Origin of the sequence: Bradyrhizobium sp. 154, assembly GCF_023073875.1 — a bacterium.
Classification (GTDB): domain Bacteria; phylum Pseudomonadota; class Alphaproteobacteria; order Rhizobiales; family Xanthobacteraceae; genus Bradyrhizobium.
The window spans coordinates 167,499-189,921 of the sequence record NZ_JADPKG010000050.1 but is presented as its reverse complement, the minus strand read 5'-3'; the positions used below and the strand labels follow the sequence as shown (position 1 = coordinate 189,921).

The following is a 22,423-nucleotide window of genomic DNA, read 5'->3' as shown; positions in this document are numbered from 1 at the left end:
ATCTGCTGGCTCAGGCTCTCGTTGTGGCAAATCCTGGCCATCCTCTTCGCCCGACCCCAAATCAATCCAGCCTGAATTCAGGGTTCTTCACGGACGACCGATTAGGCTTGGAAGGCTGCCGGCAAGGTCCGAAGCAAGCGCGGCAAAGCCCCAGATCGCTGCACGGCAGCATCATGGGCACCAGCCAGTACGCTCAATGAGCTTGGACCACGCGCGCGCCCGTCGCCAGCGAACGAACCGATTGTAGCAGGTCGTGTACGGACCGAAGCTTTCCGGCAGGTCGCGCCACGGTGCCCCGGATCGCAAGACCCAGAAGATGCCATTGAGGACACGACGGTCATTCACTCGTGGCACGCCGCGCGACTTATTCGGCAGCATCGGCTTAATGGCAAACCACTCATAGTCCGTGAGTTCGTAGCGCATGATTCGACCCCTTCCGATGGATGGCTTGAATCATGGCTCGGCTGGCAGGCTCAACTGGTCGCTATGCACCCGAAAGCGGACCTATTATGCTCACTTTTTGTCGTTCATGACCCGAAGCCGACGTAGCGCAGGAACGCGCTAAAGTCGGTTTTTGACCGGAAACGTCCATCACCCTTCCGGCACGCCAGCGAGGCGGAAGCCTTCACACGCGCGCTCCAGCCCAGCAAGAAAAGTCGGATTGTCGCTTGGTTGAGCAGTGCGGAAGCGACGGATGGTGAAACCTGAGTTGAGCGCAAGTCCCGTTCTTGCAGCAGTTCGCGCCTCATCGAGGGCGCCGGTCAGGCCTAACGCAGCGGCGAGCGCCAAATGAGCGAGAGGAAAGTTGCGGTTCGCCTCAGTGCTTCGTCGTAGCCAACTGACCGCTTCGACGTCCGAACCCAGCTGTAGCTTGGCCACGCCTACAAAACACGCCCATTGGTAGGCCTCAACGTCGCGAGGGGAGAGACGTAAAGCCTCGAATATGTGGCCTTCGGTCTCGGCAGCGCGCCCCATATAGAATTTGGCAAAACCAAGGGCAGCATGAGCGTTGGCCCTGTTCGAATCCAGCGCCAACGCATGCTCGAATTCACGGATGGCTTGGGCGGCCCGGTTCGTAAAGATCTGGACCCGACCCTGAGCCAAGTGGGCTGAAGTGTGGTTCGGCCTGATCGACAATGCCTTATTCACCATCGCCTCGGCCACTTCAAACCGCGCAGGCCCATCATCCGTCGTAAAGCTGGCTCCAACTGCCGTATCAACATTTGCCAGGCCAATCATTGCTTCGACGTTGCCGGGGTCGCACGCTAGAGAGCGTTCGAAGAAGCTCCGCGCTCGCGTTAAGCATTCAAGGCTAAACCCCGTCATCAGCCAGGCCCGGCCCTGGAAGTATAAGTCCATTGCATCGGGACTCAGCGTACGTTCGGCTCGTTGCGCCTCAGCCTCGATGAGCCGGCTACCCAACGTATTGGCAAGCCTGGATACGATTTCGTCCTGCATGTCGAACAGGTCAACGACAGCCTTCTCGAAGCGCTCGGCCCAAAGATGCTGGCCGCTGATAGCATCAATCAACTGCACGTTCATGCGAAGCCGCTTGCCGCTGCGTTGCACTGAACCTTCGAGCACGTAACGAACGTTCAATTCGCGGCCGACTTGCCGTACATCGACTGCTCTACCCTTGTATGAGACGGCGCTGTTCCGTGCGATTACAAATGAAGCGGCGATGCGCGACAAGTCTGTGGTCAAACTCTCGGTTACACCATCCACGAAATAGTCCTGCTCACGATCAGCGCTAAGGTTCGTGAAGGGTAGCACGACGATGGATAGGCGCGGCGGCGTGTCGCCGGTTCGCTCGACTGAGCCAACCGTCTCTATTGCGGAGCTCCCGGCTTCCTGCACTGCACCCACGAAACGGAAACCTTTGCGCGGGAGCGTCTTGATGAGGTCCTGTTTCTCGCCAGTGTCGCCGATTGCACACCTCGCACCATTGATGCGCGTCGTCAGAGCGGCATCCGAGACGATGCGACCATTCCAAACGCCGGCGATGAGCTCGTCCTTACTGACAACGCGTTCCCTGTTCCGGATCAAATAGTTCAGAAGATCGAATACCTGTGGCGCGACAGAGATTATCTCGGCTCCTTGCCGCAGCTCGCGTCGCTCCGTATCCAGCGTGAAATCCGAAAAGGAGTAAAGCAATTGCATCCTCCTGCGGTACGATCGCACCCCAGCGGAGCTGATATGTAAGCAGACGGTAAGAAGAATGGAAGGCGCCTGTAAAGCGCTTCTCATGACCTTGGCGCATCCTCGTGCGCGGCAACAGTATGAACTGCTTGCGAATTTCGCGTCACGAGGGAGGATGCCATGAAGCGGACGGCTGCACTGACTTGGGCTGCCACTGCAGCGAGGCTCTTGATCTGCGTCGTATGCGCTCTCGCCTCTGCGAACCGCGCTCACGCTCAGTGCTCGGCGCGCGATGTGTTGCAGAGGCAGTTAGTGCTCAAGGCGGCGCCCGTTGCCCCGACACGCATGGGTCCAGTAACGTCCGTTTCGGATGTTGCCGAATGGAAAACAATCAGTATCGGGACGTTCCCGGATACGTTTTCTCTCCTGACCGCGCTGAGTGCGATTGGTTGCGGCGTCGGTAACTCGGCTGCGGAGGCTCTTGCCCGACCTGCGTTTACGCTCAGCGGTACCAGAAGGGCGGTAACACTTCTGACAGTGACCGCGGCCGATCTGGGCTTCAGAGGTGAGACGGTGCCATTGCGGCAAATCTACGAACTCGCGCAGCAACTGGGCTTCGAGCTTGCACCGGCCGAAATCGCTCCGCAGCTCAGGCTTCAATATCTGGACCAGCCCGTAGGTGAGTTTCTCGTCATCGGGATGAACCCGATCCGGACGTGGACTGGTGAAGAGGTCATCCTGACCGTCGCAAATGGGGGAGCTGGTCTCATTCTCATCGGCCAGGATGGTCGCGCCGACGCGGAAATACCAGTGACCTCCCGCTTCGTATTCCTGCGCTCCTTGCCCATTACGCCAGCTGCGCTGAATCGAAACTGATTTTCCGAGATGGCCGAGGTGACGAAATGCTGGCGATCAGAGCGATGAAGCGCTTGGCAGCTCAAATTTGCCTCATGCTGCTGGTGTCGACCGCGACATTTGCGCGAGATGACGGCCGCTATGCGAATTCCCCGTTGAAGCCCTGGTTCGAGAGTCTGCAAAGCGAATTCGGGAAGTGCTGTGAGGACTCCGACGCCTACGTGGTCTCCGAACCGAACTGGAAGTCCGATCACGGACAATATCGCGTTCGCATCGACGACGAATGGGTGCTCGTGCCAGACGGCGCTGTCATCAAGCAACCAAATCTTGCCGGACGGACCATGGTCTGGAAGCACTACATCGATGGACATCCTCGTGTCCGCTGTTTCATTCCGGGCAGCATGACGTGATACCTCGTTCACCGTCTAGTGAACCCCGCGCATGATCCAAGATCGATGGTCTGGTCCACCAGTGGGATCCGTTGCGCAGTTTCGTTAAAGCAAGAGGCTTCGTCTCTTTGTTGTTGCGGTGCTTACATCCGGAAATGGCCCCTTCTGGACCTTACCGCGACCAGTTCCAATGTGGTGTCTGAGGAAGATCAGAAAGGACTTCAGGCGCAGCAATACGGCGCACGTGACTCCTATCGGAAGTCGGTAGGCCCAATCTGGCCGTCCCGGTTGGCAGATATCGCAGCCATTCACCGGATCGGATGCCTCGAGGGTCAATACCTTGGTGCGAGGCGACGTAGTCGATCTCGCCGCGCGTGGTGCCGATATCCATCAGCTCCGTGTCGCTCAAGTTGGACAAGGTGGCGCGCAGTTTTTGGCCCTTGCGGCGCTCCTGAACGGCAGCCCAATATTTCCAGATGAAGCCGGTGACATGCCGGGTCGATTCGGATGTCCATTCCAGCCATGTAGTGCCATGCGTCGGGTCATTGCGGCGTCTCCAGGACGGTGTTTTTGCACCGACCGGAGAGTGCCGCGGGATTGGCGCGGACGCTTAACCGGCAGCTTACATTTTCCGTACCGGCGGCTTATTCTCGCGATTTCCGGTGAGGCCAGAACGCTACCCCGTCATGGGAGCCTTCATCCAACGGGATTCGCATTTTGCGCTATCTCTTTGCAGAGTACGTATTCGACACTGACTGGCGCGAGTTGCATCGCGGAGCAACTGTCGTTTCCATTACACCACAGGTGTTCGATTTGCTCGAATACCTGATCCGGAACCGGGAGCGCGTCGTCAGCAAGGACGATCTCATCGGCGCCATCTGGCACGGCCGCGTTGTGTCCGATGCCGCGCTGACGACCCGCCTCAATGCTGCCCGCGCTGCCATCGGCGATACTGGCGAGGAGCAGCGCCTCATCAGGACGCTTCCGCGCAAGGGATTCCGTTTCGTGGGACAGGTGCGGGAGGTGCAAGATGTTGCGAGCCCAGATCCGGTCGATTCGCCCGTGAGTGCTCCTGCAGTACCCGACAGGCCCTCCATTGCCGTGCTGCCGTTCGCGAACATGTCTGGCGATCCCGAGCAAGAGTACTTCGCTGACGGGATGGTTGGTGAGATCACGACCGCGCTTTCGCGGTTCAAAGGGTTGTTCGTGATCGCGCGCAATTCAAGTTTCACCTTCAAGGGCAAGGCGGTCGACATTAAGGACGTCGGGCGCCGGCTTGGCGTGCGTTATGTCCTGGAGGGTGAGGTTCGCAAGGCCTCGGGGAAAGTTCGCATAACGGGCCGGTTGATTGAAGCAGCTACAGGTACCCACATCTGGGCGGACAGGTTCGAGCGCGACATGACGGACATTTTCGCGCTGCAGGACGACATCACGCTCGCCGTCGTCTCAGCCATTCGGCCAAAGTTGTTTCAAGCCGAACTTGCACTGGCATCGCGGCGACGACCGGAAGACCTCACCGCGTATGATCTCTATCTCCGGGCCATACAGCAAACGGTCCCATCGACCCGCGAAGGGTTGGCCGAGGGGCTCCGACTGGTCAAGCGCGCCTTGGAACTTGATCCCGGATTTGCTGGTGCCGCCGCTCTGGCAGGTGCCTGTCATTCGGAGAACGTGGTCAGGAATTATGCCATCGATCCTCAATTCGAACGCATGGAAGCCGTTCGGCTCATGCGCCTGGCATTGAGCCTCGACGATGGTGATCCCGACACGTTAGCGGGTGTTGCCTTGATTTCGGCGCTCCTTGTCGGCGATTGCGAGAGCGAGATCGAGATGTCCGACCGGGCGGTCAAGCTCAACCCGAATTCATACTACGCATGGCACCGCAGAGGCTGGGTCTATAAGATTGCGGGGCAGCCAGAGGAAGCGATCCGGAGCTTTGAACACTCCATGCGAATGAGCCCGGTAGACCCGCAAGCATTCATAGCGCTGACCGGGATAGGGTTTGCCCTTATCGAGCTTCGTCGCTTTGACGAGGTCATCATTGCAGCGAAGAAAGCCTTACGTCTCAACCCCTACTATCCAGGACCATATCGCTGCCTCATATCCGCTTTCGCCTATCTCGGACGCGACGCCGAGGCCCGTGAGGCGGTGGCTCGCATGCTTGAGATCGATCCTGGTTTCACGATTTCGGCGTGGATCGACAGGAGCCAGCTATCAAAAACCGCGAAGCTGATGATTGAGGGCTTTCGCAAAGCGGGGTTGCCCGAATAACTTCCAATGTCCACAAGGCGATCAAATGTCGGTACTCTTCTGCAGCGCATGAGTCCGGAGTTGCCATTCTCGGAAGTCCGACAACGTCCGCTTTCGTGCCGCTGTTGGAGGACAGCGGACATCACGCGCGCCTACTCTTAGCAGCAGATTTTATGAGTACGCACCCTAGGGCTTCCTTTGCGCACGCTTTGGGCTGTCACCGTCGTTCTCGTTTGTCTCGGTTCGCCAGCGCAGGCCGCGGGAGAGGCAGACGTGGTGAAGTTCTTCGGTGAACAGCTTGCCGGCAGCGCGCGGTGGGCGTTCGATAGCGGCCATCCGTTGACACTCTCGGCCAATTGAGCCTGCTAGCGTCAGATCGACGCTTGCGAATGGCGTAGCTCACTTCGCCGCGGACACCGTACGGCGTCAATCTTCAAAGCCGAAAACGTCCGCCGATCTCATGCGCGCATTAAATTCCGCCAAGCCTTGCAATTGATGATGATGAGGTATATGTTGAGGCTGTTCGTTCAGCCGCTGTGCCTTGTTGAATGCGCCTGCGGGCTCCTTTTCCAGAGACATCGACGAAATGAATTCTTTCTGCGTGACGTTCACGCGGAATGTGCGCGTGTGCGCTTTGGAGAAGAACATGACGACAGGTACTGTGAAGTGGTTCAACGGCCAAAAGGGCTTTGGATTCATTCAGCCTAACGACGGCGGCAATGATGTGTTCGTTCACATCAGCGCGGTCGAGCGGGCTGGTCTTGCGGGTCTCGCTGAGGGCCAAAAGGTCAACTTCGAGCTCAAGACCGACAAGATGCGGGGCAAGGTCAGCGCAGAAAATCTCTCGCTGGCATAAAGGCCCTGGCGCCGTTTCAAGGATGTACTGAAACGGCCACGCTACCCGCTCGATCCCCCGATTGAGCGGGTTTTGTCCGTTGTCGAGCAGGTGAACAATGAGCGCCAAGAGATCGGCTGAACCGTCGCCTGAAGCCGTCGCACGCTCCAATCGCCAGCGTTTGGCCGCTGAAGAAGGCGCGCGCGCCATGGCGGACGCCGAAAAGCAGGCCGTGGACGTTCGCAAGAACATGGCGCGGCTTCGAGAGCTGCGCGAAGCCAAGGAAGTCGCCGACGCAACCCTTCAAGCATCGTTGCCGGCGCCTGTAACGGCCAAGCGCAACAAGAAGCTGCGGCGATAGTCGGCTCCATACTGCCGACGGCATCCGGAGGGCCGGTCACATGCAAAGGATGCGGGTCGTGCCTAGAATTAAATCGGACGGCGGTGGCACCATCACTTTCTTTCTCGCGCTCGGCGCGGGCCGGCAGATGTGCCGACTGGCCACCACGTTTCAGACGCAGAAGCAGGCCTTCAGCTATCTTCAGAAATACCGGACGGAATTCGAGCGCATCGCGCGAACGCGGCTCGCTTCGGGGGAGCTCGAGGACGGGGTCGTCGTGCTCTCGATGCTCTAAAGTGCGATGAGATCGGGATGAAACGCCATCGTGCCTAGGTCATTGTTTGACCGTGATCTTTTCGGAAAGCCGCTTCACACTCGCGCTAACGCGGCGCTTCGGGTCCGGATCTTGCTCTAGGCCGGCGTCGGGCGTCCATTTCGATGCAGCTCGCCCAGTGCGATCCGGAACTGGTCCACAACGCTGCTATTCGGAGTGGCTCTTGGGCTTGGCCTCGCGGGCCAATCGCTCCGCTTTCAATCGCTCGCGATTCTCGTTGAAGGATTGCTGGTCCTTCGCATAGTCATTCATCGGCTTTTGGGCTTTGACAGGCTTGAACGCCTTGTTGGCTTCGCGCTTGGCGCGATCAGAGGATTGATCTTTCAACATTTCGACCTCGATTTGATCAACGAGCGTGGTCCGGACGATAGCTGAATGCCACGCCTCCGGCGCCCACGCTGACAAGGATAGACACCCTCCGGACGAGAAAGGCGGCCAAGTCTTCAGCGTTGAACAGATCTCTTGCGAGGCGCTCAGTCACTCGCCGTGAAGGAGGCGCGCCCGCACTTCTGAGAGCGCACCGGTCAGGATAATAACCGTGGGTCACCGTATCGGTTCCTCGATGACCAATCTGAATTCAACGTTGGTTTGGCCGAACATTCCGCGGATTCAAAGCCAAGACGCTGCAACTGCTCGGCGAAGTCGTCCTGGACACTCGCAGTTTGGTTTCAGACGAGGGCGAAGGGCGGGTGAAGGGTGCAAGCTCTTAGCCGAGCTTGCCTCCGTAGCTTTGGACCATGGCATAATACTCCTGTTTTGCCCGACGGGTCAAAGAAAGTTTCGCAAAATCAGCAATCCCTTTTCGACCGAGGAGTTAGCTACTGTGCATGGGGTTGTTTTTCGACTTTTTACGTTGATGCCCCGTGACGGCAGGCATTCTCATGCAAAAAGGGCCGCCTCGACGGGCGGCCCTTTGTCTCGCGGCGAACTGCTTTCCGCTTACTCCGCGGCCTGCTTCTGCGGCGGATCGAGTGCGCCGGACTTGTGGATATCGGCGACCTGGTGGTCGCTGAAGCCGAGCACCGAGCGCAGGATCTCGTCGGTGTGCTCGCCGAGCAAGGGCGAGCGGGTCACTTCCGCCGGGCTATCCGACAGCTTGATCGGGTTGCCGACCGAGATGTATTTGCCGCGGGTGGGGTGATCGACCTCGACCACGGTGCCGGTCGCGCGCAGCGACTGATCCTCGGCGATTTCCTTCATCGACAGGATCGGGCCGCAGGGAATGTCGTCCTTGTTGAGGATTTCCATCGCCTCGAACTTGGTCTTGGTCATCGTCCACTGCTCGATGCGGGCGAAGATCTCGTTGAGGCGCGGTAGGCGGGCAGCCGGCTTGGCGTAGTTCGGATCGGTCTTCCAGGTCGGCTCGCCGATCACGTCGCAGATCTTCTCCCAGACCGGGGCTTGCGTGATGAAGTAGATGTAGGCGTTGGGATCGGTCTCCCAGCCCTTGCACTTCAGGATGCGGCCGGGCTGGCCGCCGCCGGAATCGTTGCCGGCGCGCGGCACGGCGTCGCCGAACGGAATGCCTTCGCCGAACTGGCTGTATTCCTTGAGCGGGCCGTGGGCGAGGCGCTGCTGATCGCGCAGCTTGACGCGGCAGAGGTTGAGCACGCCGTCCTGCATCGCTGCGGTGACGCGCTGGCCCTTGCCGGTGTGGGTGCGCTGATAGAGCGCGGTGACGATGCCGAGCGCCAGATGCAGGCCGGTGCCGGAATCGCCGATCTGTGCGCCGGTGACGAGCGGCAGGCCGTCGCGGAAGCCGGTGGTGGAGGCGGCGCCCCCGGTGCACTGCGCGACGTTCTCATAGACCTTGCAGTCTTCGTACGGGCCAGGGCCAAAGCCCTTGATCGAGGCGACGATCATCTTGGGGTTGATCTGCTGGATCTTCTCCCAGGGGAAGCCCATGCGATCGAGCACGCCGGGGCCGAAGTTTTCCACCAGCACGTCGCACTTCTTGATCAGCTCGGTCAGGACTTCCTTGCCCTTGGGGTTCTTGGTGTCGAGCGTGATCGAGCGCTTGTTGTGATTGAGCATGGTGAAATACAGGCTGTCCACGTTCGGGATGTCCTGTAGCTGGCCGCGGGTGATATCACCCACGCCCGGACGCTCCACCTTGATCACGTCGGCGCCGAACCAGGCGAGCAGCTGCGTGCAGGTCGGTCCGGACTGGACGTGGGTGAAGTCGAGAATGCGAACGCCCTCGAGCGCTTTGGTCATCGTGTTGCTCCTGTTACCACTCTGTTTCCGTCATGCCCGCGAAGGCGGGCATCCAGTATTCGCGATCGTTTCGGTTGGGCTCAGTGCTCGCCACAATGGATGGTCCGGCGAATACTGGATTCCCCGCCTGCGCGGGGAATGACCCGGAGTTACTTCTTCTTCTGCAGAACACTCTGCGGATTGAGGTTGCCGATGCGGCCGCTCTCCGACCCCGCGGCCGGATCGATCACCGCGTTGATGAGCGTCGGCTTGCCGGACTCCATCGCCTCATTGACTGCGCGCTTGAGCTCGTCGGGCGAGGTGGCATTCACGCCGACGCCGCCGAAAGCTTCCATCATCTTGTCGTAGCGAGCGCCCTTGACGAACACCGTCGTCGCGGGATCGGAGTTGGCGCCGTTGACGTCGGTGCCGCGATAGATGCCGTCATTGTTGAAGATGACGACGCAGATCGGAAGATTGTAGCGGCAGATGGTCTCGACCTCCATGCCGGAGAAGCCGAACGCGCTGTCGCCTTCCACTGCGAGTACGGGGTGACCGGTCTCGAGTGCGGCCGCGATCGCCTGGCCCATGCCGATGCCCATCACGCCCCAGGTGCCGACGTCGAGACGCTTGCGCGGGCGATACATGTCGATGACGCCGCGCGCGAGGTCGAGCGTGTTGGCGCCTTCATTGACGAGGATCGCCTCGGGGTGCTCCTTGATCACGTTCTTCAGCACGCCGAGTGCGCCGTGATAATCCATCGGCGACTTGTTGTTCATGAGCTTCGGCGCCATCTTGGCGACGTTCTCCTCGCGCTTGGACGTAATCGCCTTGGTCCATTCGGCGGGCGGGGCGGTCCAGCTTGAGCCCATCGCCTGGTTGAAGGCGGAGACGACCGAGCCGATGTCGCCGACCACGGGCGCGACGATCTCGACGTTGGAATCCATCTCCTTCGGCTCGATGTCGACCTGGATGAACTTCTTCGGCGCTTCGCCCCAGCTCTTGCCCTTGCCGTGCGACAGCAGCCAGTTCAGCCGCGCGCCGATCAGCATGACGACGTCGGACTCTTTCAGCACCGTCGAACGGGCGGCGCCGGCGCATTGCGGATGCGTGTCGGGGAGGAGGCCCTTGGCCATGCTCATCGGCAGGAACGGCACGCCGCTCTTCTCGACGAAGCTCTTGATCTCCTCATCGGCCTGCGCGTAGGCCGCGCCCTTGCCGAGGATGATGAGCGGGCGCTTGGCGCTCTTGAGCACATCGAGCGCGCGCTTCACCGAAGCGGGCGAGGGGATCTGTGCGGGTGCAGCGTCAATCACCTTGACCAGCGACTTCTGGCCGGCATCGGCGTTCATCACCTGGCCGAACAGCTTTGCCGGCAGATCGAGATAGACACCGCCGGGACGGCCGGAGACTGCGGCGCGGATGGCGCGGGCAAAGCCGATGCCGATGTCCTGGGCGTGCAGCACGCGGTAGGCCGCCTTGCACAGCGGCTTTGCGATCGCGAGCTGGTCCATTTCCTCGTAGTCGCCCTGCTGGAGGTCGACGATCTCGCGCTCGGAGGAGCCCGAGATCAGGATCATCGGATAGCAATTGGTGGTGGCATGCGCGAGCGCAGTGAGACCGTTGAGGAAGCCGGGCGCGGAGACCGTGAGGCACACGCCGGGCTTCTTGGTAAGATAGCCGGCGATGCCTGCGGCGTAGCCGGCGTTCTGCTCGTGACGGAAGGAGATCACGCGAATACCGGCGGCCTGCGCCATGCGGCCCAAATCCGTGATCGGGATACCCGGCACATTATAGATGGTGTTGATGCCGTTCAGCTTGAGCGCGTCGATGACGAGATGGAAGCCATCCGTCAGTTCCTGCTCGGTGCCCGGTGCTTCGGACTTGGTCGCGGTGTTCAGCATGGGCCTTGTCTCCCTGATCTCTCGTAGTGGGGCGAGTGCTTCGCCCTTCTGGTGAACGTTTGCTAGGTAAAGAGCTACGTGAATAGTTCCTGGCCGTGCGCTTCGACGTAAGCGGCAAGGCCAAGGGTGTGGTCGCGGGCGCGCTTCTCGGCGAGCTCGGTGTCGCGCGCTTCCAGCGCTTCGATGATGCCGAGATGCTCGGGCAGCGACGTCGCGGTGCGGTCCTTGCGTCCGATGGTCAACTGGCGATAGCCGCGCACGTGCAGCAGCAGGTCGTTGGTGAGATCGACCAGCACGGGTGATTCCGACAGCGAGATCAGCGCCTGGTGGAAGGCGATGTTGGCGCGCGAATATTCCTCGACATGATCCTCGGGCAGGCGGTCCTTGCCAAAGTCCTTGAAGAAGTCGCGCAGCGCCGTGATGTCCTTCTTGCGCGCGGTGGTGGTGATGAGGCGGGCGGCCATGCTTTCCAGCGCTGCCCAGGCGCGGATCATGTCGACGATCTCGGTCTTGGTCCTGCGCACCACCATGATGCCGCGGCGCGGCACCGTCTTCACGAATCCGTCCTGCTCGAGCATCGCGATCGCTTCGCGGATCGGCGTGCGGCTGACGCCCAGCCGTTCGGACAGCGCGCGCTCGTCGAGCATCACCGGCTCGGGCGTCGAGTAGATGTCCATCTTGAGGATGGCTTCCTTCAAGGCGTCATACGCCTTGTTCTTGAAGCTGCTCTCCGGGGCAATGCGAACGATTGCGATGTCTGCCTCGGCCATATTCGGCAACGCCTTGGTTGGTTTCCGTAGTGACACGACGAATCTCCTCCAGGTGGGAGTCGTCTTTTACAGGAATATTAACGGGAAAGTTTTTGGCATACCACATGCCAGAATGTCAAGCCGGCGATTTTTTGCGGCGTTCTAAGGGGTGCACTGGCTTGACAAGTTGGCTTCTGGCATACCAAATGCCATCGCCAGCCATTTTTGATCCAAGCCGGCGGAGTAGTCTTGGGCTTATGCCACTCCGTTCCGCCCTGGAACAGAGCGCGGCGAATGGCACGCATCACCGGCAGCCGCTAACCACGCGCGCGCTTTGCAAAGAACGAACTAAGGTCAAGGGAGAAGCCACATGTCCAATTCCAAAGATGCCGTCCGCAAGGTGCTTGACCAGGTCAAGGCGGACAACCGCACCAGCCTGACGGCGCCGGAAGGCAAGCTGGTCTGTGACGCCTACGGCATTCCGGTGCCGAAGGAGGACGTGGCCAAGTCGGCGGGCGAAGCCGGCAAGATGGCGTCCGCAATGGGCTTCCCCGTCGTGATGAAGATCGTCTCGCCGGACATTCTCCACAAGACCGAAGCCGGCGGCGTCATCGTCGGCCTCAAGACGGCCGAGGAAGCCGAAAAGGCCTACGAGACCATTCTTTCCAACGCCAAGAAATACAAGTCCGATGCCAAGATCGAGGGCATCCAGGTGCAGCAGACGCTGGCCGGCGGCACCGAAGTCATCGTCGGCTCGATCACCGACGGTTCGTTCGGCAAGCTGGTCGCCTTCGGCCTCGGCGGCGTGCTGGTCGAAGTCTTGAAGGACATCACCTTCCGCCTCGCACCTGCGACCAAGGAAGACGCGCTCTCGATGCTCGACGGCATCCAGGCGCATGAGATCCTAAAGGGCGTGCGCGGCGGCGAGCCGGTGAACCGCACGGCGCTCGCCGACGTCATCGTCAAGGTCTCGCAGCTCGTCACCGACTTCCCTGAGATCGTCGAGCTCGACCTCAACCCGGTGTTCGCGACGGCGAAGGGCGCAACCGCCGCCGACGTCCGTATCGTCGTCGACTTCGCCTACGTTCCCAAGCCGAAGCCGCGCCCGACCGAAGAGATCGTCGCGGCGATGAACCGCATCATGCAGCCGAAGGCGGTCGCGGTGGTCGGCGCCTCCGCCGAAGACGGCAAGATCGGCAACTCCGTGATGAAGAATCTCATCAACGGCGGCTACAAGGGTGAGATCTATCCGATCCATCCCAAGGCTGCCGAGATCCTGGGCTACAAAGCCTATAAGAGCGTCAAGGACGTGCCCGGCGTGATCGACGTCGCGGTGTTCGCGATCCCCGCGAAGTTCGTGGCGGCGGCGCTGACCGAATGCGGAGAGAAGAAAATCCCGGGCGCGGTGCTGATCCCGTCGGGCTTTGCGGAGGCCGGCGCGCCCGAGCTCCAGGCCGAGATCGTCGAGGTCGGCAAGAAGTACGACATTCGCCTGATGGGGCCGAACATCTACGGCTTCTACTATACCCCGGCCAATCTCTGCGCGACCTTCTGCACGGCTTATGACGTCAAGGGTCACGCGGCGCTGTCGTCGCAGTCGGGCGGCATCGGCATGGCCATCATCGGCTTCTCTCGCTCGGCCAAGATGGGCGTGTCGGCGATCGTCGGCCTCGGCAACAAGTCGGACATCGACGAGGACGATCTGCTCGCCTTCTTCGAGCAGGATCCGAACACCAATTTGATCGCGCAGCACTGCGAAGACCTCAAGGACGGCCGCGCCTTCGCGGAAGCGGCAAAACGCGTCTCCAAGAAGAAGCCGGTCGTCGTGCTCAAGGCCGGCCGCACCTCGGCAGGCGCGAAGGCGGCGTCCTCGCACACCGGCGCGCTCGCCGGTAACGACCGGATCTACGAGGACGTGTTCAAGCAATCCGGCGTGATCCGCGCGCGGTCCCTGCGCCAGTTGCTCGAATTCGCCCGCGGCGTACCCGTGCTGCCGACGCCGAAGGGCGAGAACGTACTGATCATCACCGGTGCCGGCGGCTCGGGCGTGCTGCTGTCGGACTCCTGCGTCGACAACGGACTGTCGCTGATGTCGATGCCGCCGGACCTCGATGCGGCGTTCCGCAAGTTCATCCCGCCGTTCGGCGCGGCCGGAAACCCTGTGGATATCACCGGCGGCGAGCCGCCGATCACCTACGTCAACACGGTCAAGCTCGGCCTGTCGGATGAGCGCATCCATGCGCTGATCCTCGGCTACTGGCACACCATCGTCACCCCGCCGATGGTGTTCGCCCGCAACATGGTCGAGGTGAAGAAGGAGATGGAGGCCAAGGGTTTCGTGAAGCCGATGGTCGCCTCGCTCGCCGGCGACGTCGAGGTCGAGGAAGCCGCCGAATATCTCTACCAGAACGGCATCCCGGCCTACGCCTATTCGACCGAGCTGCCGGTCGAGGTGCTGGGCGCCAAGTACAAATGGGCGCGCGGGGCAGGGCTGCTCTAAGCGTTATCTGTCATCCCGGGGCGACGCGACGGGACCGCGCAAGCGCGGCCCGGAGGGTCAGACCCGGGATCTCGAGGTTCCGGGTCTGGTACGCCAGGCCCGCGCTGCGCGCAGTCCCGGCGCACCATCCCGGAATGTGGGACGCATGAGCGGCAGGTCGCGATGAGCAAGAACGTGATCCGGCGCAAATCGCTCGAGCCCAGGTCGACCGCAGAGGCCGACCACGAGGTGCGCGACGGCGGCGTGCAGTCCGTCGACCGCGCACTATCGATCCTTGAGACCCTCGCCGAGGACGATGAAGGCTATCGCCTCAGCGATCTCGCCGTCCGCACCGGCCTGTCGGCCTCCACCGTGCACCGCCTGCTGGCGACGCTGGAAAGCCGACGCTTCGTGCAGTTCGACCGCGCCGAATCCAAATGGCATGTCGGCGTGCGCAGCTTCACAGTCGGCGCGAGCTTCGCGCGGCGGCGCAATTTCTCCACGCAGGCGATCCCTTACTTGCGCAAGCTGCGCGATCTCACCCGCGAGACCGCCAATCTCGCCGTCGTCGACGACGAGTTCATCATCGTCCTAACCCGCATGGAGAGCCGCGAGATCATGCGATCGCTGACCCAGGTCGGAGGCCGTGTCCCCATGGTGACTTCCGGTGTCGGCAAGGCGGTGCTCGCGACCTATTCCGACGAGGACGTCGGCGCCGTCATCCGCCACCACGGCATGCCCCGCCTGACCGAAAAGTCAATCGTGCGGCCGAGCGACCTGTTCAAAGAGCTCGAAAAGATCCGCAAGCAGGGCTACGCGCTCGACGATGAAGAGGCCTGCATGGGTCTGCGCTGTGTCGCCGCGGTCGTCTACAATGACTGCGCCGAGCCGCTCGCGGCGATTTCGGTCTCCGGCATGACCAGCCGGCTGACCGACCAGAGGTTGCCGGAAATCGGACAAATCGTGCGAGATGTCGCCGCCGAACTGACGGCAGCGCTCGGCGGGGTCATCCCGATGCCTCGCTAACCAGGACCCCGGGGTGATGTCACTGGACAGCATCGGCCGTTTTGGCTGATATGCGACCAAACGACACAATGCGGCAAACGTCCGCATGAGCCTGGAGATGCCCCCATGTTTCAATTTCCCGCGCGCGTTATCGGCGCAGCCGTCGCGTTGATCCTCGCGGCAGCCAATCCGGCTTTTGCCCAGCAGCTCGAGCTCAAGCTGATGGCGCCGGCGGCGCCGGGCGGCGGCTGGGACCAGACTGCGCGCTCGATGCAGCAGGCGCTGGTGGCCTCGGGCGTCGCGCGCAGCGTGCAGGTCACCAACGTTCCCGGCGCCGGCGGTAGCGTCGGCATCGCCCAGTTCGTCAACGGGGCCAAGGGCGACGGCAACCAGATGATGGTCAACGGCTTCGTCATGGTGGGCGCCCTCGCCATGAACAAGTCGCCCGTCACGCTCGAGCAGGTGACGCCGATCGCGCGCCTCACCGAGGAAATCCAGGTGATCGTGGTGCCCGCCAATTCGCCGATCAAGAATGCGCAGGATCTCGCCGCCGCGGTGAAGGCCGATATCGCCAAGGTGACCTTCGCCGGCGGCTCGGCCGGCGGCGTCGACCACGTGATGGCGGCGCTGTTCGCCGGCGCCGTCGGGGCCGACGCGAAGAAGATCAATTACATCCCATTCTCCGGGGGCGGCGAGTCGCTGGCGGCGATTCTCGGCGGCAAGGTCACTGCGGGCATTTCGGGGCTGAGTGAATATGAAGGGCAGATCAAGTCCGGCAAGCTGCGTGCGATCGGCGTAACCTCGGAGAAGCGCATCGCGGGCAGCGACATCCCGACCTTCAAGGAGCAGGGCATCGACCTCGTGATCGCCAACTGGCGTTCGGTGGTCGCACCTCCCGGCATCACGCCGGAGCAGCGCAAGACTTTGAGCGATGCGGTCGAGAAGATGGTGAAATCGGACGCCTGGAAGGAGATCCTCAAGCAGAAGGGCTGGGAGGATGCCTATCTCGGCGGCGACGCGTTCGCCGACTTCCTGAAAAAGGAGACGGCGCGCGTCACCGACGTGCTGAAATCGGTCGGCCTGGTCAAGTCATGACCTCAGTCGATCCGGCCCACTCGCGGCGGCGCGTCGATCGTGCCGGTCTGGTCATCGCCGCACTGCTCGCAGGTCTCGCCGCGGTGCTGGTCTGGGACGCACGCGGCCTGCCGTCCACCGGGATGTACGGGATGGGGCCCGAAGCGATGCCCGTCGTGGTCGCCTCCGGGCTTGCGCTGCTGGCGATCGGCAATTTCATCGACGCGCTACGTGGCAATCTGCCGGCGCGCGAAAGTGCCGATCCTGTCCCCGTGGTTCTGATCCTCGTCGGCCTTGCGCTGCTGATCGCCATCATTGGCTTCGGTGGCGGATTCATCCTGGCGACGTCGGCACTGTTCGTCACGACGTCAGCCGCGTTCGGACGCCGTGCCATCCTTGCCGATTCCATTATCGCCCTCGTGATGTCGACGCTCATCTATCTCGCATTTGATCGGCTGCTGACGCTGAGCCTTCCGGCTGGCCCTCTGGAGCGACTGCTGTGATCGACACTTTTGCCGCGCTGGCGCATGGCATGGCAGTCGCCATCCAGCCGATGAATCTGCTCTATGCGCTGATTGGCGTGTTCCTCGGCACCGCCGTTGGCGTGCTGCCCGGTATCGGCCCGGCGCTCACGGTCGCACTGCTCTTGCCGGTCACCTACAAGCTCGATCCCGGCGGCTCGCTGATCATGTTCGCCGGCATTTACTACGGCGGCATGTATGGCGGCTCGACCACCGCGATCCTCATCAACACGCCCGGCGAGAGCGCCTCGATGGCGACCGCGCTCGAAGGCAACAAGATGGCCAAGGCCGGCCGCGGCGGGCCGGCGCTTGCGACCTCCGCAATCGGCTCCTTCGTCGCCGGCACCATCGCCACGATCGGTCTGGCATTCCTCGCGCCGTGGCTGGTCGATTTCGCCGTGCGCTTTGGCCCGGAGGATTATTTCGCGCTGATGTGCGTCGCCTTTGTCACGGTGTCGGCGACCTTCGGCGATTCCCCGATCCGCGGCCTGACCAGCCTGTTCATCGGCCTGACGCTCGGTCTTATCGGCATCGACAAGCTGACCGGCCAGGCGCGGCTTGCGTTCGGCATCCCCGAGCTGCTCGACGGCGTCGAGGTGACGACGCTTGCGGTCGGTCTGTTCGCGGTGGGCGAGGCGCTCTACGTCGCATCGCGCCGCCACCACACCGAGGAGAAGCTCGAGCCGGTGCATGGCTCGTTGTGGATGACGACAGAGGACTGGAAGCGGTCGTGGAAGCCGTGGCTCCGCGGCACCATGTTCGGCTTCCCGATCGGCGCGTTGCCTGCGGGCGGTGCGGAGATTCCGACCTTCCTGTCCTATTCGACCGAGAAGCGGCTGACGAAACATCCGGAAGAGTTCGGCAAGGGCGCGATCGAAGGCGTCGCGGGACCGGAAGCCGCCAACAATGCCTCCGCCGCCGGCACGCTGGTGCCGCTGCTCACGCTCGGGCTGCCGACCTCGGCGACGGCCGCGATGATGCTCGCAGGTTTCCAGCAATACGGCCTCAACCCGGGACCGCTGCTGTTCGCCGAACGGCCCGACCTGGTGTGGGGCCTTATCGCCAGTCTTTTCATCGCCAATGCGATGCTGCTGGTGCTCAATCTGCCGCTGGTCGGCCTGTGGGTGCGGCTGCTCGCGATCCCGCAGCCCTGGCTCTATGCCGGCATCCTCGTGTTCGCAACCATGGGCACCATCGCCGCAAAGCCGTCGGTGGTCGAGTTGTCGATGCTGGCCGGCTTCGGCGTGCTGGGCTTCCTGATGCGCCGGTTCGATTTTCCGATCGCGCCCGTGGTCGTCGGCCTGATCCTCGGCCCGATCGCCGAAAGCCAATTGCGCAGGGCGCTCGCGATCAGCCTCGGCGATCCCATGACGCTGCTGCAGAGCCCGATCTCGGCGACCCTGCTCGGCATCGCGCTGATCGCGCTGCTGGCGCCCTTCGTGCTGAAGGGGCTCGGGCGTTTCAAGGCGAACGAGGACTAGCGGAGCTTAGAAGGCGGGGCCCGTCTGCCCAATGCGTAAGCATGGGTGCCGCATTATTTGAGTTGCCCCTGCCGCCATCGGGGGCAACCATCACTGGGCTGTCCATTCCCACGCGAGAGCCCCCATGACCAAGCTCACTCGTTTTGCCGTCGCGCCGCTGCACAGCATGACGCGGTGCCTCGCCGACGTCGCATCCGCACGCGCCGCGCCGGATCTGGTCATCACCGGCGCGCGGGTGCTCTCGACCTATTCGGAGCGCGTCCACGCGAGCCGCGAGGTCTGGATCACCGGCGGCCGCATCGCGGCGGTGAAGCCGGCCGGAACAGCCAGGAAGGCGTGGAGCGACGTCACGAGCTACGACGCGGCCGGCGGCATCATCGCGCCAGGCCTCGTCGATCCGCACATCCATATCGAATCCTCGATGGTGACGGCCTGCGCCTACGCGGAGGCCGCGCTGCTCAACGGCACCACCACGATCTTCTGCGACAGCCACGAGATCGGCAACGTCATGGACGTCGCCGGCATCGAGGCGATGCTCGAGGATGCGCGCGAGGCGCCGCTCTCGATCTTCCTGACGGTGCCGAGCACCGTGCCGGCAACGTCCGCGGAGCTGGAAACCGCGGGCGGCGACCTCACACCGGACAAGATCGCGGCCCTGTTCGACCGCTGGCCCGAAGCGGTGGCGCTCGGCGAGAAGATGGATTTTGTCCCGGTGACGATGGGCGACGAGCGCAGCCATGCGATCCTTGCCGCTGCGTTGAAGCGCGGGCGCCCGGTGTCCGGCCATGTCTATGGCCGCGAATTCGTCGCGGCCTATGCGGCGAGCGGCGTCACCGACACGCACGAGGCGATCGACCGCGACATCGCCGACGACCTGCTCGACGCCGGCGTGTGGGTGTTCCTGCGCGGTGGTCCGCCGACGACGCCCTGGCACTCGCTGCCGCAGGCGATCCGCACCATCACCGAGCTCGGGGCGTCGCACAAGCGCACGGCCGTGTGCACCGACGACCGGGATGCCGACGATCTGCTGCTGTTCGGTCTCGACTGGGTGGTACGGGAAGCCGTGAAGGCGGGGATGTCGCCGGAGCAGGCTTGGTCGATGGGCTCGCTGCATGGTGCCACCCGCTTCGGCATGGAGAGCGATATCGGTGGGCTCGGCGGCGGCCGCCGCGCCGATCTCGTGCTGATGGATGACAATCTCAAGCCGCAATGCACCTGGTATGGCGGCGAGCTCGTGGTCGAGCACGGCAAGATCACCTCCAGGCTCGATCAGGCGCTGTCACAGCGCTATCAATATCCGAAGGCCGCTTATGCCACCGTGAAGTTGCCCAAGAAGGTCAAGCTGACGCCGGAACTGCCGGCAAAGGCTTGCACCGTCAATGCCATCAAGACTGCGCTGCCGGGCATTACGCTGATTCACGAGAAGGTCAGGGTCGAGCCCGCCAATGACTGGCCGGAGCTGTTTGCTCGCTACGGCCTGTGCTTCGTCACGGTGGTCGAGCGCCACGGCAAGTCCGCGGGCAACGTCGCGTACGGCCTGTTGAAGGATTTTGGCTTGAAGCGCGGTGCGGTGGCCTCCAGCGTCGGCCACGACAGCCACAACATCATCGTCGCCGGGACCAACGAGGGCGACATGCAGGTGGCGATATCGGCGATCAGGGAGCGTCAGGGCGGCGTCTGTGTGGTGGCTGATGGCAAGGTGAGGGCATTGGTTCCGCTGCCGATCGCAGGCTTGCTCTCTGACAAGCGCGTCACCGAGGTGGCCGAAGAGGTCAAGGAGCTCAAGAAAGAATGGGCGGAGGCCGGCTGCACCATCCCCTACATGGGCTTCAATTTGATTCCGCTATCGGTCATTCCGGAAATTCGTATCACCGACAAGGGTATCGTTCTCGTGCCGCAGATGGAGCTGGCGCCGCTGTTCGAGTGATCTCCTTTCACGTGCATCTCGATCTAACCGATTGAGCCTGCCGCTATTTTTCCGCGGCTGCCGCATCGTGGAAAATAAAATCGATCTCGTTGAGATCGCATCTTGCACGCCGGATGATCTCGCTCGCTGACGCAACCAAGCGAGGTCCGATATGGCGAAGATGCGAGCCGTCGATGCAGCCGTCCGAATTCTGGAGAAGGAAGGCATCTCCACCGCCTTCGGGGTTCCCGGGGCAGCGATCAATCCGCTTTACTCGGCGTTGAAGAAGCGCGGCTCGATCCGCCACATCCTTGCGCGCCATGTCGAGGGCGCTTCGCACATGGCGGAAGGGTACACGCGGGCCAAGGCGGGCAATATCGGCGTCTGCATCGGCACTTCGGGACCGGCCGGCACCGACATGATCACCGGGCTGTATTCAGCGATCGCCGATTCCATTCCGATCCTCTGCATCACCGGACAGGCGCCCCGGGCGCGGCTCTACAAGGAGGACTTTCAGGCCGTCGATATCGAGTCGATCGCAAAGCCCGTGACCAAATGGGCGGTGACGGTGCGCGAGCCGGCGCTGGTGCCGCGCGTGTTCAGCCAGGCGTTTCACGTGATGCGCTCGGGAAGGCCGGGTCCGGTGCTGATCGACATGCCCCTCGACGTGCAGCTTGCCGAGATCGAGTTCGACGACGAGACCTACGAGCCGCTGCCGGTCTACAAGCCGGCTGCGTCGCGCAAGCAGGTCGAGAAGGCGCTGGAGATGCTCAATGCCGCCGAGCGGCCGTTGATCGTCGCCGGCGGCGGCATCATCAACGCCGATGCCTCGGATCTGCTGGTCGAATTCGCCGAAATCGCGAACGTGCCTGTCGTGCCGACGCTCATGGGGTGGGGCGCGATTCCCGACGATCACGTGCTGATGGCCGGGATGGTCGGGCTTCAAACCAGCCACCGCTATGGCAACGCGACGCTGCTGGAGTCGGATTTCGTGCTCGGCATCGGCAACCGCTGGGCCAATCGTCACACCGGCTCGGTCGAGACCTACACCAAGGGTCGTAAATTCGTTCACGTGGACATCGAGCCGACCCAGATCGGGCGCGTGTTCAATCCCGATCTCGGCATCGTCTCGGACGCGAAGGCCGCCCTCGAATTGTTCGTCACCGTCGCCAGGGAGTGGCGCCGTTCAGGCAGGCTCCGCGAGCGCCAGGCGTGGCCCGCATCCTGCCGCGATCGCAAGAGAACGATGCAGCGCAAGAGCCATTTCGACAACGTGCCGATCAAGCCGCAACGCGTCTATGAAGAGATGAACAAGGCGTTCGGCCGCGATACCACTTATGTCACCGTGATCGGCCTGTCGCAGATCGCCGGCGCGCAATTCCTCGGCGTCTACAAGCCGCGCAACTGGATCAATGCAGGGCAGGCCGGGCCGCTCGGCTGGACGCTGCCCGCCGCACTCGGCGTGCGCGCAGCGTGTCCGGAGCGAGAGATCGTCGCGCTGTCAGGCGACTACGACTTCCAGTTCTTGATCGAGGAGCTTGCGGTCGGGGCGCAGTTCAATCTGCCCTACATCCACGTCGTCGTGAACAATTCCTATCTCGGCCTGATCCGGCAGGCCCAGCGCGGCTTCGACATGGACTATCACGTTCAGCTCTCCTTCGAGAACATCAACGCGCCCGAGATCGGCGTCTACGGCGTCGACCATGTCGCCGTCGCCGAAGGTCTCGGCTGCAAGGCGATCCGCGTCACCGACCCGAAGGACACGCAAGCGGCGTTCGCGACGGCGCGCGAATTGATGGCCAAGCACCGCGTGCCCGTCGTGGTGGAGTTCATCCTCGAACGCGTCACGAACATCGCCATGGGCACGGAGATCGACAACATCGTCGAGTTCGAGGAGGTGCTGGACCTGCCACTTGACGAGGTCGACGCGGCGCGGCCCGGCGTGCTTCAGCCGGCCGAATAGGGA

General features: G+C 62.4%; 20 protein-coding genes and 1 pseudogene. 13 read left to right on the top strand and 8 right to left on the bottom strand.

Annotated elements, in window-relative coordinates; all coding sequences use genetic code 11:
• Positions 1-192: 192 nt before the first annotated feature.
• A pseudogene (locus IVA92_RS13025) lies at positions 193-423 on the bottom strand (transposase); the annotation flags it as partial.
• 168 nt (positions 424-591) lie between these two features.
• A complete protein-coding gene (locus IVA92_RS13020) occupies positions 592-2,160 on the bottom strand; it encodes a winged helix-turn-helix domain-containing protein (protein WP_247278268.1) in 1,569 nt (522 codons plus the stop codon).
• Between the two features lie 159 nt (positions 2,161-2,319).
• On the opposite strand from IVA92_RS13020, the gene IVA92_RS13015 reads away from it, so the two are divergent.
• Positions 2,320-3,015, top strand: coding sequence for a hypothetical protein (locus IVA92_RS13015; protein WP_247278267.1), 696 nt, complete (start codon positions 2,320-2,322; stop codon positions 3,013-3,015).
• Positions 3,016-3,041: 26 nt separating this feature from the next.
• Positions 3,042-3,404 carry a hypothetical protein gene (locus IVA92_RS13010; RefSeq protein WP_247278266.1) on the top strand — a complete coding sequence of 121 codons (363 nt, stop codon included), beginning with the start codon at positions 3,042-3,044 and terminating at the stop codon, positions 3,402-3,404.
• Positions 3,405-3,555: 151 nt separating this feature from the next.
• Here IVA92_RS13010 and IVA92_RS13005 read toward each other — a convergent pair whose 3' ends face one another.
• On the bottom strand, positions 3,556-3,801 hold the full coding sequence (locus tag IVA92_RS13005; protein WP_247278265.1) for a hypothetical protein: 246 nt from the start codon (positions 3,799-3,801) through the stop codon (positions 3,556-3,558).
• A 299-nt stretch (positions 3,802-4,100) separates the two neighbouring features.
• Between IVA92_RS13005 and IVA92_RS13000 the strand changes: the two genes are divergently transcribed.
• Positions 4,101-5,654 carry a winged helix-turn-helix domain-containing tetratricopeptide repeat protein gene (locus IVA92_RS13000; protein ID WP_247278264.1) on the top strand — a complete coding sequence of 518 codons (1,554 nt, stop codon included), beginning with the start codon at positions 4,101-4,103 and terminating at the stop codon, positions 5,652-5,654.
• Positions 5,655-6,059: 405 nt separating this feature from the next.
• Here IVA92_RS13000 and IVA92_RS12995 read toward each other — a convergent pair whose 3' ends face one another.
• Positions 6,060-6,281, bottom strand: coding sequence for a hypothetical protein (locus tag IVA92_RS12995; RefSeq protein ID WP_247278263.1), 222 nt, complete (start codon positions 6,279-6,281; stop codon positions 6,060-6,062).
• Between IVA92_RS12995 and IVA92_RS12990 the strand changes: the two genes are divergently transcribed.
• The 3 genes from IVA92_RS12990 to IVA92_RS12980 all read left to right on the top strand — a co-directional run bounded on the left by IVA92_RS12990 (position 6,280) and on the right by IVA92_RS12980 (position 7,103).
• Positions 6,280-6,489, top strand: coding sequence for a cold-shock protein (locus IVA92_RS12990; protein WP_007593324.1), 210 nt, complete (start codon positions 6,280-6,282; stop codon positions 6,487-6,489). The genes IVA92_RS12995 and IVA92_RS12990 overlap by 2 nt on opposite strands.
• Positions 6,490-6,586: 97 nt before the next feature.
• Positions 6,587-6,829 (top strand): transcriptional regulator, encoded by a 243-nt coding sequence (locus IVA92_RS12985; RefSeq protein WP_247278262.1) that lies wholly within the window; start codon positions 6,587-6,589, stop codon positions 6,827-6,829.
• A 49-nt stretch (positions 6,830-6,878) separates the two neighbouring features.
• Positions 6,879-7,103 (top strand): hypothetical protein, encoded by a 225-nt coding sequence (locus tag IVA92_RS12980; protein ID WP_247278277.1) that lies wholly within the window; start codon positions 6,879-6,881, stop codon positions 7,101-7,103.
• Positions 7,104-7,289: 186 nt separating this feature from the next.
• Here IVA92_RS12980 and IVA92_RS12975 read toward each other — a convergent pair whose 3' ends face one another.
• The 4 genes from IVA92_RS12975 to IVA92_RS12960 form a co-directional block, all read right to left on the bottom strand.
• Positions 7,290-7,472: a hypothetical protein gene (locus tag IVA92_RS12975; RefSeq protein ID WP_247278276.1), complete on the bottom strand. Its 183-nt coding sequence runs from the start codon at positions 7,470-7,472 to the stop codon at positions 7,290-7,292.
• 609 nt (positions 7,473-8,081) lie between these two features.
• Entirely contained in the window at positions 8,082-9,359 is a 1,278-nt protein-coding gene (frc, locus tag IVA92_RS12970) for a formyl-CoA transferase (RefSeq protein WP_247278261.1), read from the bottom strand.
• A 149-nt stretch (positions 9,360-9,508) separates the two neighbouring features.
• Positions 9,509-11,242, bottom strand: a complete 1,734-nt coding sequence (gene oxc / locus IVA92_RS12965; RefSeq protein WP_247278260.1) for an oxalyl-CoA decarboxylase — start codon at positions 11,240-11,242, stop codon at positions 9,509-9,511.
• A gap of 74 nt (positions 11,243-11,316) precedes the next feature.
• Positions 11,317-12,012 (bottom strand): GntR family transcriptional regulator, encoded by a 696-nt coding sequence (locus tag IVA92_RS12960; RefSeq protein ID WP_247278275.1) that lies wholly within the window; start codon positions 12,010-12,012, stop codon positions 11,317-11,319.
• A gap of 349 nt (positions 12,013-12,361) precedes the next feature.
• Here IVA92_RS12960 and IVA92_RS12955 point away from each other — a divergent pair, with 349 nt between their 5' ends.
• From IVA92_RS12955 to gcl, 7 genes are all read left to right on the top strand, one after another.
• Positions 12,362-14,491, top strand: coding sequence for an acetate--CoA ligase family protein (locus tag IVA92_RS12955; protein ID WP_247278259.1), 2,130 nt, complete (start codon positions 12,362-12,364; stop codon positions 14,489-14,491).
• A 162-nt stretch (positions 14,492-14,653) separates the two neighbouring features.
• Positions 14,654-15,496, top strand: a complete 843-nt coding sequence (locus IVA92_RS12950) for an IclR family transcriptional regulator (RefSeq protein WP_247278258.1) — start codon at positions 14,654-14,656, stop codon at positions 15,494-15,496.
• Between the two features lie 105 nt (positions 15,497-15,601).
• A complete protein-coding gene (locus tag IVA92_RS12945) occupies positions 15,602-16,570 on the top strand; it encodes a tripartite tricarboxylate transporter substrate binding protein (RefSeq protein WP_247278257.1) in 969 nt (322 codons plus the stop codon).
• A complete protein-coding gene (locus IVA92_RS12940) occupies positions 16,567-17,052 on the top strand; it encodes a tripartite tricarboxylate transporter TctB family protein (protein ID WP_247278256.1) in 486 nt (161 codons plus the stop codon). Before IVA92_RS12945 ends, IVA92_RS12940 begins: the two co-directional genes overlap by 4 nt.
• 29 nt (positions 17,053-17,081) lie before the next feature.
• Positions 17,082-18,551 carry a tripartite tricarboxylate transporter permease gene (locus tag IVA92_RS12935; RefSeq protein WP_247278274.1) on the top strand — a complete coding sequence of 490 codons (1,470 nt, stop codon included), beginning with the start codon at positions 17,082-17,084 and terminating at the stop codon, positions 18,549-18,551.
• 124 nt (positions 18,552-18,675) lie between these two features.
• The gene (locus tag IVA92_RS12930; RefSeq protein ID WP_247278255.1) at positions 18,676-20,478 is read left to right on the top strand and encodes an adenine deaminase C-terminal domain-containing protein; all 1,803 of its coding nucleotides are present in this window, start codon (positions 18,676-18,678) and stop codon (positions 20,476-20,478) included.
• Between the two features lie 151 nt (positions 20,479-20,629).
• A complete protein-coding gene (gene gcl / locus IVA92_RS12925; RefSeq protein ID WP_247278254.1) occupies positions 20,630-22,420 on the top strand; it encodes a glyoxylate carboligase in 1,791 nt (596 codons plus the stop codon).
• Positions 22,421-22,423: the final 3 nt, after the last annotated feature.

What these genes read in the sequence shown, in the direction of transcription:
- IVA92_RS13020 (WP_247278268.1), bottom strand. Translation starts at nt 2,160, where the DNA reads ATGCAATTGCTTTACTCCTTTTCGGATTTCACGCTGGATACGGAGCGA.
- IVA92_RS13015 (WP_247278267.1), top strand. Translation starts at nt 2,320, where the DNA reads ATGAAGCGGACGGCTGCACTGACTTGGGCTGCCACTGCAGCGAGGCTC.
- IVA92_RS13010 (WP_247278266.1), top strand. Translation starts at nt 3,042, where the DNA reads ATGCTGGCGATCAGAGCGATGAAGCGCTTGGCAGCTCAAATTTGCCTC.
- IVA92_RS12990 (WP_007593324.1), top strand. Translation starts at nt 6,280, where the DNA reads ATGACGACAGGTACTGTGAAGTGGTTCAACGGCCAAAAGGGCTTTGGA.
- IVA92_RS12995 (WP_247278263.1), bottom strand. Translation starts at nt 6,281, where the DNA reads ATGTTCTTCTCCAAAGCGCACACGCGCACATTCCGCGTGAACGTCACG.
- IVA92_RS12985 (WP_247278262.1), top strand. Translation starts at nt 6,587, where the DNA reads ATGAGCGCCAAGAGATCGGCTGAACCGTCGCCTGAAGCCGTCGCACGC.
- IVA92_RS12980 (WP_247278277.1), top strand. Translation starts at nt 6,879, where the DNA reads ATGCGGGTCGTGCCTAGAATTAAATCGGACGGCGGTGGCACCATCACT.
- IVA92_RS12975 (WP_247278276.1), bottom strand. Translation starts at nt 7,472, where the DNA reads ATGTTGAAAGATCAATCCTCTGATCGCGCCAAGCGCGAAGCCAACAAG.
- frc (WP_247278261.1), bottom strand. Translation starts at nt 9,359, where the DNA reads ATGACCAAAGCGCTCGAGGGCGTTCGCATTCTCGACTTCACCCACGTC.
- oxc (WP_247278260.1), bottom strand. Translation starts at nt 11,242, where the DNA reads ATGCTGAACACCGCGACCAAGTCCGAAGCACCGGGCACCGAGCAGGAA.
- IVA92_RS12960 (WP_247278275.1), bottom strand. Translation starts at nt 12,012, where the DNA reads ATGGCCGAGGCAGACATCGCAATCGTTCGCATTGCCCCGGAGAGCAGC.
- IVA92_RS12955 (WP_247278259.1), top strand. Translation starts at nt 12,362, where the DNA reads ATGTCCAATTCCAAAGATGCCGTCCGCAAGGTGCTTGACCAGGTCAAG.
- IVA92_RS12950 (WP_247278258.1), top strand. Translation starts at nt 14,654, where the DNA reads ATGAGCAAGAACGTGATCCGGCGCAAATCGCTCGAGCCCAGGTCGACC.
- IVA92_RS12945 (WP_247278257.1), top strand. Translation starts at nt 15,602, where the DNA reads ATGTTTCAATTTCCCGCGCGCGTTATCGGCGCAGCCGTCGCGTTGATC.
- IVA92_RS12940 (WP_247278256.1), top strand. Translation starts at nt 16,567, where the DNA reads ATGACCTCAGTCGATCCGGCCCACTCGCGGCGGCGCGTCGATCGTGCC.
- IVA92_RS12935 (WP_247278274.1), top strand. Translation starts at nt 17,082, where the DNA reads ATGGCAGTCGCCATCCAGCCGATGAATCTGCTCTATGCGCTGATTGGC.
- IVA92_RS12930 (WP_247278255.1), top strand. Translation starts at nt 18,676, where the DNA reads ATGACCAAGCTCACTCGTTTTGCCGTCGCGCCGCTGCACAGCATGACG.
- gcl (WP_247278254.1), top strand. Translation starts at nt 20,630, where the DNA reads ATGGCGAAGATGCGAGCCGTCGATGCAGCCGTCCGAATTCTGGAGAAG.